Here is a 13,213-nt window from a genome sequence, read left to right on the forward strand (position 1 = left end):
CGTGCCGGAATTGTCAGGAGAGCGTAAGATGATTCGCCGCCGCGAGGCTTCCTTCCGATCGCCGCGACGCTGACGCATGTTCCTCGGCATCGACATCGGCACCTCGGGGGTGAAGGCGGTCGTGCTCGACGAGCGCGGCGCGATCGCGGGGCAGGGTACCGCGGCGCTCACCGTCCAGCGGCCGCACCCCCTGTGGTCGGAGCAGGACCCGGAGGCGTGGTGGGCCGCGACCACCGCGGCGGTGCAGGCGATCGACCCGGCCGTGCGGCGCGCGGTGCGCGGCGTGGGGCTGGCGGGGCAGATGCACGGCGCGACCCTGCTCGGCGCCGACGACCGGCCGCTGCGGCCGGCGATCCTGTGGAACGACGGGCGGAGCTTTGCCGAATGCGAGACACTCGAAGCGCGGGTGCCCGAGCTGCGGCGGATCGCCGGCAACATGGCGATGCCGGGCTTCACCGCGCCCAAGCTGCTGTGGCTCCGGGCGCATGAGCCCGACGTCTTCGCCCGCGTGGCGACCGTGCTGCTGCCCAAGGATTATGTCCGGCTGCGCATGACCGGCGACAAGGCGTCCGACCTTTCCGACAGCGCCGGGACATTGTGGCTCGACGTCGGCGCGCGGCGATGGAGCGAGGCGCTGCTCGCGGCGTGCGGGCTCGACGAAGCGCAGATGCCGGTGTTGCACGAGGGAAGCGAAATCACCGGCCGGCTGCGGCCCGAAGTCGCCGAGCTGTGGGGCATGGGCGCGGTGCCGGTCGCGGCGGGCGGCGGCGACAATGCCGCGGCGGCGGCCGGGGTCGGCGTGGTGAGGGACGGCGACGCGCTGCTGTCGCTCGGCACCTCCGGCGTGATCTTCGTCGCGACGCGCGACTTCCGGCCCAATCCCGATCGGGCGGTCCATGCCTTCTGCCACTGCCTGCCGGGCATGTGGCACCAGATGTCGGTGCATCTCTCGGCCGCGGCGTGCATGGACTGGGTGGCGCGGATCACCGGCGCCGCGGGCCCGGCCGAGCTGTTCGCCCGCGCCGAAGCGGCGGGGCCGGCGAGCGGGCCCGAGATCTTCCTGCCGTATCTCTCCGGCGAGCGGACGCCGCACAACGACGCCGAGGTGCGCGGGGCGTTCCTCAGGCTCGATTATGACAGCGACGGCGGGCGGCTCGCGCAGGCTGTGCTCGAAGGCGTGGCCTTCGCGCTGGCCGATGGTCTTGCCGTGCTGCGCGAGGCGGGGACCGAGCTCGAGCAGCTCGCCGTCGTCGGCGGCGGGGCGCGCTCGGGCTATTGGGGGCGCGTGCTGGCGAGCGCGATGCAGCTGCCGCTGGTCTATCTCCAGGGCGGCGAGGTCGGTCCCGCGCTCGGCGGCGCCCGGCTCGCGCAGCTCGCCGTCGATGGCGGCGATCCGGCCGAGGTCTGCGTGCCGCCGCCGGTCGCGCGTACCATCGATCCCGAACCCGACCTCATCGACGCGCTGGCGGAGAAGCACGCCGCCTTCCGCGCCGCCTATCCCCGCATCACACCAAGGAGCGCCTGATGGCCACCGACTATTTCGCCGACATCCCTCAGATCCGCTACGAAGGGCCGGAGACCGACAACGAGCTCGCCTATCGCTGGTACGACAAGGACCGGGTGGTGCTCGGCAAGCGGATGGAGGACCACCTCCGCTTCGCGATCTGCTTCTGGCACAGCTTCTGCTGGCCTGGCAGCGACGTGTTCGGCGGCGGCACCTTCAACCGGCCGTGGCACGCCGGCGCCAACGACAGCGCCGCGGCCGCGCAGAAGCGCGCGGTGGCGTTCGACCTGTTCCGCAAGCTCGACGTACCTTTCTACACCTTCCACGACGTCGACGTGATGGCGGAGGCGCACAGCGTCGCCGAGCACGGCCGCTTCTTCGCCGAGGCGGTCGACGATCTCGAGCGGCTGCAGGCGGCGAGCGGCCGCCGGCTGCTGTGGGGCACCGCCAATCTGTTCAGCCACCCCCGCTATGCCGCGGGCGGGGCGACCAATCCCGATCCCGAGGTCTATGCCTGGGCGGCGTTCCAGGTCCGCCACGCGCTGGAGGCGACGCACCGGCTCGGCGGCACCAACTACGTGCTGTGGGGCGGACGCGAGGGCTATGAGACGCTGCACAACACCGACCTCGGCCGCGAGCTCGACAATCTCGGGCGGTTCCTCAACCTGGTGGTCGAGCACAAGCACAAGATCGGCTTCACCGGCACCATCCTGATCGAGCCCAAGCCGCACGAGCCGACCAAGCACCAGTACGACTTCGACACCGCGACCGTGTACGGCTTCCTCAAGCGCTACGGGCTGGAGGACGAGGTCCGCGTCAACATCGAGGCGAACCATGCGACGCTGTCCGGCCACAGCTTCGAGCATGAGCTGGCGATGGCGGGCGCGCTCGGCATCTTCGGGTCGATCGACGCCAATCGCGGCGACCCGCAGAACGGCTGGGACACCGACCAATTCCCCAATTCGGTCGAGGAGATGACGCTGGCGCTTGTCGAGGTGCTGCGCACGGGCGGGTTCACGACGGGCGGCTTCAACTTCGACGCCAAGGTGCGGCGGCAGTCGGTCGATCCGGTCGACCTGGTCTATGGCCACGTCGGCGGGATCGACGTGGTGGCGAAGGGGCTGCTCAATGCGGCACGGGTGATCGAGGACGGGCGTGTCGATGTGATCCGGCGCGAGCGGTATGCGGGGTGGGACGGGGAGCTGGGCCGGTTGGTCGGGACGCGTGACCTTGCCGGCATCGCGGACCTTGCCGTTGAGCGCGATCTTGCCCCGGTGCCGCGTTCGGGGCGGCAGGAGCGGATCGAGAATCTGATCAACCGGGTGATCTGAGGCGGATTGCGAGATGCGTCACCCCGGCCTTGTGCCGGGGTCCACTGAGCCTCGCGGACTGCGCTCAAACCTCTTGGCCGGTCCTTGCCTCCCGGTGGACCCCGGAACAAGTCCGGGGTGACAGCGAAGAGAGTCGAGGCGTCGGTCATCCTCAAACGTCGATCGGTATTAGCGCGGTCCCCATGATCCAGGGCTCCTGCCTCCGCGGGAGCACGGACAGCTCAATACCAATGTCATCCCGGGTTTGACCCGGGACCAGGGTCGCAGGCGACGTCGCTCGTGACCCTGGATGCCGGATCAAGTCCGGCATGACGAAGAGAAAAAGCTCGGGACGCCTATTTCCCCACGCCCTCGTCGTCGCGGTAGCGGATCTGGAGATAGCGTTCGCGGGTCGAGAGCAGGTCGAGGTCGCCTTGCGCGAGCTGCTGGGTCATCTCGCCGATCTCGGTCTCGATCGTCCTAAGGCCGTCGACGAGCTGCTCGTCGGGTGTGCGGCCGTTGCGCGGGGTGCGGCGCAGCGGTTCGGGCACGCGCTGGTAGCCTTTGACCAATTCGGGGAGCTGCTCGCCGACCAGCTTGCGCACTTCGACCGCGGCGGGGGTGTTCTCGTCGAGCGCCGCGAGCTGGGGCGCCAGCGTCTCCAGCCGCGTGCCGATCGTGTCGATCAGGTTGACCGCGGGAGCGGGGAGCGCCGGCCGCTGCTGCTCCAGCCAGGCCTCGGTCTGCCGGGGCAGCGCCTTGAGCGGGATCTGGCCGAACCGTTCCGGCCGCGGCGCCGGACCAGCGGGAAGCAGCGCGAAGAACAAGGTTGCGGCGATCAGCAGCGCCATCACCGCCAGCGCGCCGAACATGCCGAGCGGCACGATGAACCCGATCGCCACCGCCGCGACGATGATCGCGGCGTCGGCGGCGAGCACACGACCGACGCGGGTCACGATCTCCCGCTCGCGGCGCTTGCGGGCGCGGGTCCCTGCGCCATAGCCGGCGCGCGTGCGGTCGAGCACTTCCTGGCTGCGGAAAACGACGTCGTCGACTTCGGACACTTACACGGCCTCTAGCTTGAACGTCTCCTGCGGCCCCTCCAGCGCGGCCTGGGCCTGGCCTTCAGCGCGGGCGATATAGCCCTTCGACTTCTCGACCTCGTTCGACAGGGTGTTGACCGTCGTCTTCATCGAATCGAGCGCCTTGAGCTTGAACGTGTCGATCGCGTCCATCGTGTCGTAGATGTTCTGGAACGCGCGCTGGAGCGTCTCGACCGGGATGGTCGAGCTCGCCGCCTGCTCGTGGATCGTCGCGGTCTGGCTCTTGAGCAGCTTGCCGGTCGAATCGATGATGTCGGCGGTGGTGGTGTTGAGCGCGGTGATCTGCTCCAGCACCAGCTTCTGGTTGGTCAGCGCCTGCGCCACCGTCACCGCCGTCCGCAGCGCCGAGACGGTGGTGGTCGAGGCGCGGTCGACGCCCTTCACCAGCTCGACGTTGTTTTTCTTGACGAGATCGAGCGCGAGATAGCCCTGCACCGTCACCGCCATCTGCGTCAGCAGGTCCTGGGTGCGCTGGCGGGTGTAGAACAGCGCGGTCTCGCGGATCGCCTTGGCCTTGGCCGGGTCGGTATGGTCGAGCTCGGCGGCCTTGTCCTCGAGCTTCTGGTCCATCGTCTTGGAGAGGTGGATCATCTGCTCGAGCCGGCCCATCGCCGCCCATAGGTTCTGCCGCTCGACGTCGATCGCGGCATTGTCCATCAAGAGCTCGTCCTTGCCGGAGGCGAGGCTCTTGAGGATCGAGGCGATGTGCGTCTGCGACGATTTGTAGCTGTCGAAATAGTCGCGCATCTTGTTGCCGAACGGGATGATCCCGAACAGCTTCTTCGAGGTGAACAGGTCGCCCTTCTTGCCGGGATCGAGATCCTCGATCGTGCGGCGGAGCTGGGCGAGGTCGGCGCCGACGCCCGATTCCTGGTCCATGGCCCGGATCGGACGGTCGAGGAAACGGTTGGACTGGCCCGCCGCCTCGCGGATCTCCTTTTGGCCCATGCCGGTGATCGCGTCGATGCGCTTGCCGAACTCGGGCGAGTTGACGTCCTGCGCGACCAGGTCGTCGATGAACGCGTCGACGCGGCTTTCGAGCTCGGTCCGCTTGGCGTCGTCGACGGGGACGAGGCCGGCCGACTTCTCCGGCGCGACCGCGGGTACGGGTTCCGGCGCGGTGAGGACGAGGTTCTTCTCGGCGGTCTTGGTCTCGGTGGTGGAAGCGGTGGTCGCCATGGCTATCTCCTGCCGATGCTGTCTCAATGGGCGCAAGGGCGCGTGGGTTCAAGGAGGATCAGTTCTTGACGACCTTGCGATGGCTGAAGATCGTGGTGCCGACGGCGAGTTCCTTGGGGCCGCATTTGTCGGGCTCCGGCGCGACCTCGCCCACGCAGAACCGCACGCCGGGAATCACGCCGTCGATCGTAGTGTCGGCGCCGGCCTTGGCGACGCCGCGAACGAGGGTGGTGCCGAGGACGAGAGCATGACACTCGCCGGAGCTCGACTGTTTGCACGCCACCGCCAACCGCCCCGTATCGGAGAGCGTCACCTCGGCCTTCATCTGGTGCACCTGCTCGTCGCCGCAGCCGCCGAGCGCCGCCGCCAACACCAGCCATCCCCACGCTTTGTTCATGCCGTCTCCTTGGTGCCTTATCTATGTAACACACGCGAATGAAATGCCAAGGCTTCCCGCGACGCAGCATTTGCGCTAGGGGCCGCCAACTTTCACGCGAAATCAGAGAATCCCCATGCGCCTCCGTAACGTGGCGATCATCGCCCACGTCGATCACGGCAAGACCACGCTTGTCGACCAGCTGTTCCGCCAGTCCGGCACCTTCCGCGACAACCAGCGCGTCGAGGAACGAGCGATGGACTCGAACGACCTCGAGAAGGAGCGCGGGATCACCATCCTCGCCAAGCCGACCTCGATCGACTGGGAAGGCATCCGCATCAACATCGTCGACACGCCGGGCCACGCCGACTTCGGCGGCGAGGTCGAGCGCATCCTCAGCATGGTCGACGGCGTGGTGCTGCTGGTCGACGCTGCCGAGGGGGCGATGCCGCAGACCAAGTTCGTGACCGGCAAGGCGCTGGCGCTGGGCCTGAAGCCGATCGTGGTGGTCAACAAGATCGACCGTTCGGACGCACGGGCACAGGAAGTGCTCGACGAGGTGTTCGACCTGTTCGTCAGCCTGGACGCCAACGACGAGCAGCTGGATTTCCCGGTGATCTTCGCCTCGGGCCGCAACGGCTATGCCGGCGACAATCCCGACATCCGCGAGGGCACGCTGCGCCCGCTGTTCGAGAAGATCGTCAGCCATGTGCCGCCGCCCAGCCTCGACGAGGACGCGCCGTTCACCTTCCTCGTCACCCTGCTCGACCGCGACAATTTCCTCGGCCGCATCCTGACCGGGCGCGTCCAGTCGGGCGTCGTCAAGGTCAACCAGCCGATCCACGCGCTCGACGAGGCGGGCAACGTCATCGAGACCGGCCGCGCGTCGAAGCTGATGAGCTTCCGCGGGCTCGACCGCGTGCCGGTCGAGGAGGCGCGTGCGGGCGACATCATCAGCCTTGCCGGCCTGACCGTGGCGACCGTCGCCAACACCATCGCCGACACCTCGGTGAGCGAAGCGATCCAGGCGCAGCCGATCGATCCGCCGACGCTGTCGATGCGCTTCGCCGTCAACGATTCGCCGATGGCGGGGCGCGAGGGCAGCAAGGTCACCAGCCGCATGATCCGCGACCGCCTGTTCCGTGAGGCGGAGTCGAACGTCGCGATCAAGATCACCGAGGCGGCCGACAAGGACAGCTTCGAGGTCGCCGGGCGTGGCGAGCTCCAGCTGGGCGTCTTGATCGAGACGATGCGCCGCGAGGGCTTCGAGCTCGGCATCAGCCGGCCGCGCGTGCTGTTCCGCGAGGGCGAGAACGGCGGCCGCGAGGAGCCGTACGAGACCGTCGTGATCGACGTCGATGACGAATATTCGGGCACGGTCGTCGACAAGATGAACCAGCGCAAGGCCGAGATGACCGATATGCGCCCGTCGGGCGGCGGCAAGACGCGCATCACCTTCTCGGCGCCGTCGCGCGGGCTGATCGGCTATCACGGCGAGTTCCTGTCAGACACGCGCGGCACCGGCATCATGAACCGGCTGTTCGAGAAGTACGGGCCGTACAAGGGGCCGATCGAGGGCCGCAAGAACGGCGTGCTGATCTCCAACGGATCGGGCGAGGCCAATGCCTATGCGCTCAACGCGCTCGAGGAGCGCGGCATCCTGATGGTGGCGCCGGGCGATCCGCTCTACGAGGGCATGATCATCGGCGAGAACGCCAAGCCGGACGACCTCGAGGTCAATCCGATGAAGGCGAAGCAGCTCACCAACTTCCGCGCCTCGGGCGGCAAGGACGACGCGATCCGGCTGACCCCGCCCAAGAAGATGACACTGGAGCAGGCGATCGCCTATATCGACGACGACGAGATGGTCGAGGTGACGCCGAAGTCGATCCGCTTGAGGAAGCGCTTCCTCGATCCGCACGAGCGCAAGCGGCAGAAGCGGGTGAGCGAGGCGGCCTGACCCCGCCGCTTTTCGCTCCTGCTTCCGGCCGATCTATGCTTTGATAGGCGGTCGTTCATGGAGCGAGGAGGGCGCGGACATGCTGATCGCCGTGCTGCTGGCGCTGGCCGGCGTCCAGGACACCGCCGTCGACCGGCCGGAGACGGCGGGCGACGGTACCCAGCGTTGGTCGATCCTGGTCGATCCATGTGCCTCGGCACGGAACACCACCAGCGACATCGTCGTCTGCGGCAAGCCGGAGGCGGCGACGCCGCGGCTGCCGCTGCCGGCCGAGCGCGGACCGCCCGACCGGCCGATGCCGAGCAATCCCGATCTCAGCGGCACCGGCGCGCTCGCTGCAGCCGCGCCGCCGTGCGCGGCGGACATGCGCGGATGCACGGTCGGCGTCGACCTGCTCGGCGGCGCGACCTTCCTGGTCCGGGCGGTCGGCAAGCTGATCGATCCCGACAGCTGCTGCGAGGAGCCGGGCGAGGCGACCAATCCGGGCCTGCTGATCCGGGACATCGGCGCGGCGGTGAAGCGCGGGCCGGGCAAAGCCCCGGACAAGTCGGCGCGCGTGCCGATCCCGCTGGACGATCCGGTGCCGGCGGAGCCTCGCGGAAACGGAACATCGCCAAGGGAATAAGCGGGCCGGAAGGTCGCCGGGGCAGCCTGCCGCCCCGGCGTCGCTGCGTCAGAACTTGAACTGGGCGCCGAAGTAGAATTGGGCGCCGGTGTGGCTGTAGACGAACGTGCTGTCGCGGTCGGAGTCGATATATTGGCGGTAGGGCCGGTCGAAGAGGTTCAGCCCCTCCAGCGTCAACTTGACCTGATCGGTCAGCTGATAGGACACCGACGCGTCGAAGATCAGCGACTTGTCGACGCCTTCCAGGTCCTGGAGCGGGTTGTTGGCGGGAAGCGCGATGATGTACGGGCCGCGGTACGAGCCCGAGATGCGCGCGCTCAGCTTCTTGTCCTCATAATAGAGCGTCCCGTTGAAGGCGTCGCGGGACAGGCCGAGCAGGTCGCGGTTGGTGGTGTTCTCCGAGCTTGCCGCCAGGAAATAGGTGATCGTCGATTCGACGTGCGTATAGTTCAGCAGCGCGCCGAAGTTCTTGAGGAACCCCGGCAGGAAGGTGAACGCCTGCTGGTAGTTGATCTCGAACCCTTCCAACGGCCCGCCCGGCGTGTTGCGGGCCTGGTTGACCGTGAAGATCGTCACGTTGGGATTGATGCCGCTGTTGGTGCCGAGCAGGCTTTCCGGCAGCCCGGTCTGGGCGAAGGTCATCTGCAGCGCCTGGTTCTGGACGTAGGACTGGATGTCCTTGCGGAAATAGGCGGCGGACAGCAGCGAGTTGGGCGCGAAATACCATTCGATCGCCGCGTCGTAGGTGGTGGCGCGGATCGGTTCGAGCAGCGGGTTGCCGCTGTTGATGCTGGGCGTGCCGCCGAGCGTGACGTTCGCGCCGGGGCTGAGGAAGCTGAGCTCGGGCCGCGTCATCACCTTGGCGACCGCGCCGCGGATCAGCAGGTTATGGCTGAGATCGGCCACGACGTTGAGCGACGGCAGCCAGTCCTCATAGCTGTGGCCCACGGTCACGAACTGCTTGATCGACGGCGAATAGCCGGTCGAGTCGAGCGACGTGCGGGCATAGCGCAGGCCGGCGTTGCCGCGGATCGGCACGCCCATGCCGGCCAGGTCGAAATCGACCTGGCCATAGGCCGAGACGACATCCTCGCGCACCTTACGCGTGCCGCTGAAGTTCTGGATGAGCGCGAAATCGCCGGTGTAGTTGTCGAGCCCATAGCGTTTCGCGAAGTCCTGATAGTTGATCGCGACCCAGGAACTGGGGAACACGCCGTCGCGCATTCCCTTGCCGAAGCCCTTGACCAGATGAGTCATCCCCGCGAGGTCCGCCGCGCTGACCGTCGGCACGCGGAAGTTGTCGGGGCGCTGATAGGGCGTGACGCTGAAGTCGAACCGGTCGACATGCACGCCGCCCTTCACCGTGAAGCCGTCGGCGGCCTTCCAGGTGAAGCTGCCCTCGACCATCCTGTTCTCATTGTCGACGAACGACGGCGACGCGCGGATTTCGGCGCTGCCGGGGGCCAGCGTGTACTGGTTCGGATCGGTGACGTCGAAGCCGTAGGTGATCGTCGGCTGGTTGCGGTCCTCGCGGAAATCGATGGTCTGGCGGGTGTTGTTGCGGCCGAACAAGAAAGTGGTCTGCTCGGTCTGGTCGAAGTTCGTGCGCGCCTTGCCCGCGAGCAGGTTCACGCGCAGCCGATCGGTGACGTCGAACTTTCCGTAGAGCGTATATTGGGTGAAGCGGCTGCGGAAACGGTCGTACTGGGTGTCCGAGCGCACGTCGACGCCGTCGAACACGCCATAGGCGATGTCGTAGACCGTCTGGCCGTAGTTGTCGCCGAGCAATGCATTGCCATGGGTATGGCTGATGCCCGCGTCGCGCAGCTCCGCCTCGCGGATGGCGGTCTGCGGCTTGCCGAAATTGGGCGCGGCGATCGCGCGGGCGAAGGAGAAGCCCTCGAGCCAATTCTCCTCGCGGGACACCTTATAGTCCGAATAAAGCAGGTCGGCGCCGAACTCGATGCCGGGCTTCGGCTCCCATTGCAGCGATCCGGTGACGCCCAGGCGCTTCTGGTCGTGATGGAACCGTCCGTAGCGCGGGATGCGCGGCAGGAAGACGGAGGAACGGTTCACCAGCGCGTAGTTGGTGTCATTCGCGGCAGGACGCGGTACGCCGGTCGCGCAGTCGGTGGCGGTGGTGCCCTGTCCCGGGTTGAGTTCGGGCGATACCGGCGTCACCCCGACCGGTGAGCAGAATCCGCCGTCGATCGTCGCCGGATTCCAGCCACCCGAGCCGAACTGGTCCTCGTAATAGCGGCGGCGGCTGTAGGCGGCCGAGGCCAGCACGCCGATGCGGCCGATGCCGGTCTCCCATGTCTTGGAGACGAGCCCGGTCAGCTTCGGATCGACGTTCTTGGCGAGGGTGCTGTACCCGCCCTGCGCGCTCACCGCCAAGGTGAAGCCCTTATAGTCGAAGGGCCGCGACGTGTTGAGGTCGACCGTCGCGCCGAGCGAGCCCTCGAGCGTCTCCGCGTCCGCGGTCTTGCGGACGACGAGATTGTTGAACAGCTCCGACGCGAAGACATTGAAGTCGAAGCCGCGCCCGGTGTTGATGCCACGGTCCGACGTGGTGGCGCCGGAGATCGCCTGCGCCTCCATGCCGTTGACGCGGACGCGGGTGAAGCTCCCCGACAGGCCGCGGACGGTGATCGCCCTGCCTTCGCCGCCGACGCGGTTGATCGAGACGCCCGGCACGCGCTGCAGCGATTCGGCGAGGTTGTTGTCGGGGAAGTCGGCGATGTCCTCCGCCTTGATCATGTCGATCGCCGAGGATTCCGAGCGCTTGGCGTTCAGCGCGCTGCCGATGCTGGAGCGGAAGCCGGTGACGACGATATCGGCGTCGTCCTGTCCGTCCTGGACCGTCGGCGCTGGGGTTTCGGACGGCGTGCTTTGCGCATGGGCGGAAACGCTCGCGAGCCACACGGCGACCATGGAAGCACTACCGATGAGAGCAGCGCGCGCAACCTTCGACCCTGACATATACTCTCCCTTTTGTCCCATATTATGGGATTGAATTTTATCAGGCGAGATTTAAGCATCTTTCGCGCCGGGAGAAAAGCGCGAACGGACGGGTGGGATTCCCCTCTCGGGGGAATAATCGGCGGGTGACGCGCGTAGGTGGGAGCGTCACCAATCTCCGCGGAGCTTCCCTTGCCGATACCACCACTCGGCCGCGTCGCCGGCCATGTGGCGTGCCTTGCCCTCAGCGTCTGGCTTTGTCCGTTCGCGCGGGCGGACGATTATCCCCACGTGCCCGAGCCGATGGTGTTCGACATGATGCGCCCGCTCGGTGCGCGCCAGGGCGAGCTCGAGGCCAATACGCTGGCGATGGTGCCGCTGTCCGGCCCTGAGCGGACGGTCGGCTGGGCGCCGGAGGTCGAATACGCCTTCGCCGACGGGCTCGCCGTCGAGGTCGAGCTGCCGTTCGAGGGGCGCCGGCTCGCCGAGCTGAAGCTGGGGCTGCAAGGCGCGTTTGGGACGTTCAACGAGGGGCGATCGGCGCATGGCGTCCAGTATCTCGGCATCTACGACCGGCATCATCGGCGCTATTCGAGCAGCCTCGCCTATATGGTCGCGCATCGCTTCGACCGCCGGTGGAGCAGCGTGAGCATGGCCGGCCTCTCCGACATCGCCGCCGGCGGCGGCCGGGGGCGCAACGCGGCCATCCTCAACCATTCCACCTTCTATGACGCCAGCGACGATCGGGTGCTTGGACTGGAAGTGAACTATCTCGGCGGGCGTGACGGCCATGTGCTGGTGATGCCGCAGGTCCACCAGCGGCTGGCGCGCGCGGTGAACGTGCAGTTCGGCCTCGGCGCGCACAAGGACCGCGGCGAGCCGGTGCGGCCGCGGGCGGGGGTGCGGCTCGTCAGAGAATTTTGACGGCGGAGAGGGAATAGCGGGGCGTCGGCAGGCGTATGCCCGCTATGGCACTGCTCGATGTCCGTACCGCGTACCCGCGTTTCGCCCCCAAGCCGTCGTCCCGGCCTCCGCTGCGCGTCGCATTGTTTTCCGGCAATTACGACTGCGTGCGTGACGGCGCCAACCAGGCGCTCAACCGGCTGGTCGCCTATCTGCTGGCCGAAGGGCGCGCCGAAGTGCGCGTCTATTCGCCGCGTGCGCCACGCCAGGCTTTCGCGTCGGTGGGGGAGGTGCGTGCGGTCCGCTCGCTGAGCCTGCCGGGGCGGCCGGAATACCGGCTGGCGCTGGGCTTCACGCGCGAGGCGCGCGCCGATTTCGACGACTTCCGGCCCGACATCGTCCACCTCTCCGCGCCCGACCTGCTCGGACGGCAGGCGCAGAAATATGCGCGGGCCAGAGGCATCCCGGTAGTGGCGAGCCTGCATACCCGGTTCGAGACCTATGCCGACTATTACCGCCTGTCGTTCCTGCGGCCGGTGATCGAGCGCTACCTCGACCGCTTCTACGGCGACTGCGACCTCATCCTCGCGCCCACGCGGCCGATCGCGCAGAGCCTGGCGGCGGCGCACGGCCGGGAGCGGGTGGCAATCTGGGGCCGCGGCGTCGAGCGGCGGCTGTTCCATCCCGCGCTGCGCAGCGAGGCCCTGCGCGCCGGCCATGGCTATGGCCCGGACGATATCGTGCCGCTGTTCTTCGGGCGGCTGGTCGTCGAGAAAGGGCTCGGCGTGTTCGCGGATACGATCGCCGCGCTGCGTGAGGCGGGACACCGGATGCGGCCGCTGGTGGTCGGCGAAGGGCCGGCGCGCGGCTGGATCGAGCGGCGGCTGCCCGATGCGGTCTTCACCGGCCATCTCGAGGGGCTTGAGCTCGGCAGGACGATCGCCAGCGCCGATATCCTCATCAACCCCAGCGTCACCGAGGCGTTCGGCAACGTCAACCTGGAGGCGATGGCGAGCGGGCTCGCGGTCGTCTCGGCCGACGTCGCCAGCGCGGCGGCGCTGATCGAGCATGGCCGTACCGGGCTGCTGGTGCCGGCGCACGATGCGGCCGCCTTTGCCGGTGCGGCCGAGAATCTCATCCGCGACGCGACGCTGCGGCGCCGGCTTGGCCGGGCGGCGGGCGACGAGGCCGGGCGCCATCGCTGGGACGATGTGCTAGGGGCGGTGCTGGAAAGCTATCGCCGCTGCCTGGGGCACGTGCCCGTTCGCCAGGCGGCGTGAGGCCAATGCGAT

10 protein-coding genes are annotated in these 13,213 nt (G+C 67.9%); 6 read left to right on the forward strand and 4 right to left on the reverse strand.

Annotated elements, in window-relative coordinates:
* Positions 1 to 76 precede the first annotated feature (76 nt).
* Together xylB and xylA are read left to right on the forward strand one after the other, a co-directional pair.
* On the forward strand, positions 77 to 1,525 hold the full coding sequence (gene xylB, locus LZK98_RS05450) for a xylulokinase (RefSeq protein ID WP_233785387.1): 1,449 nt from the start codon (positions 77 to 79) through the stop codon (positions 1,523 to 1,525).
* Positions 1,525 to 2,835: a xylose isomerase gene (xylA, locus tag LZK98_RS05455; RefSeq protein WP_233785388.1), complete on the forward strand. Its 1,311-nt coding sequence runs from the start codon at positions 1,525 to 1,527 to the stop codon at positions 2,833 to 2,835. The genes xylB and xylA overlap by 1 nt, the downstream gene beginning before the upstream one ends.
* 335 nt (positions 2,836 to 3,170) lie before the next feature.
* Here the strand turns inward: xylA and LZK98_RS05460 are convergent, their stop codons facing one another.
* Genes LZK98_RS05460 through LZK98_RS05470 form a run of 3 tightly spaced genes read right to left on the reverse strand, consistent with a single transcriptional unit; the run spans position 3,171 to position 5,493 of the window.
* A complete protein-coding gene (locus tag LZK98_RS05460) occupies positions 3,171 to 3,878 on the reverse strand; it encodes an HAD family hydrolase (RefSeq protein WP_233785389.1) in 708 nt (235 codons plus the stop codon).
* Positions 3,879 to 5,096: a toxic anion resistance protein gene (locus LZK98_RS05465; protein ID WP_233785390.1), complete on the reverse strand. Its 1,218-nt coding sequence runs from the start codon at positions 5,094 to 5,096 to the stop codon at positions 3,879 to 3,881.
* Positions 5,097 to 5,154: 58 nt separating this feature from the next.
* Positions 5,155 to 5,493: a hypothetical protein gene (locus LZK98_RS05470; protein WP_233785391.1), complete on the reverse strand. Its 339-nt coding sequence runs from the start codon at positions 5,491 to 5,493 to the stop codon at positions 5,155 to 5,157.
* 115 nt (positions 5,494 to 5,608) lie between these two features.
* Between LZK98_RS05470 and typA the strand changes: the two genes are divergently transcribed.
* Together typA and LZK98_RS05480 are read left to right on the forward strand one after the other, a co-directional pair.
* Positions 5,609 to 7,432, forward strand: a complete 1,824-nt coding sequence (gene typA / locus LZK98_RS05475; RefSeq protein WP_233785392.1) for a translational GTPase TypA — start codon at positions 5,609 to 5,611, stop codon at positions 7,430 to 7,432.
* Positions 7,433 to 7,511: 79 nt separating this feature from the next.
* Complete coding sequence (locus tag LZK98_RS05480) at positions 7,512 to 8,057, forward strand: hypothetical protein (protein WP_233785393.1); 546 nt, start codon at positions 7,512 to 7,514, stop codon at positions 8,055 to 8,057.
* A 48-nt stretch (positions 8,058 to 8,105) separates the two neighbouring features.
* Here LZK98_RS05480 and LZK98_RS05485 read toward each other — a convergent pair whose 3' ends face one another.
* Complete coding sequence (locus LZK98_RS05485; protein ID WP_233785394.1) at positions 8,106 to 10,991, reverse strand: TonB-dependent receptor; 2,886 nt, start codon at positions 10,989 to 10,991, stop codon at positions 8,106 to 8,108.
* A gap of 219 nt (positions 10,992 to 11,210) precedes the next feature.
* Between LZK98_RS05485 and LZK98_RS05490 the strand changes: the two genes are divergently transcribed.
* Both LZK98_RS05490 and LZK98_RS05495 read left to right on the forward strand, forming a co-directional pair.
* Positions 11,211 to 11,942, forward strand: a complete 732-nt coding sequence (locus tag LZK98_RS05490) for a hypothetical protein (RefSeq protein ID WP_233785395.1) — start codon at positions 11,211 to 11,213, stop codon at positions 11,940 to 11,942.
* A gap of 44 nt (positions 11,943 to 11,986) precedes the next feature.
* Complete coding sequence (locus LZK98_RS05495; protein WP_233785396.1) at positions 11,987 to 13,201, forward strand: glycosyltransferase family 4 protein; 1,215 nt, start codon at positions 11,987 to 11,989, stop codon at positions 13,199 to 13,201.
* The last annotated feature ends 12 nt before the right edge of the window (positions 13,202 to 13,213 follow it).

The sequence above is a fragment of the Sphingomonas cannabina genome, assembly GCF_021391395.1.
In the GTDB taxonomy this organism is placed as follows: domain Bacteria; phylum Pseudomonadota; class Alphaproteobacteria; order Sphingomonadales; family Sphingomonadaceae; genus Sphingomonas; species Sphingomonas cannabina.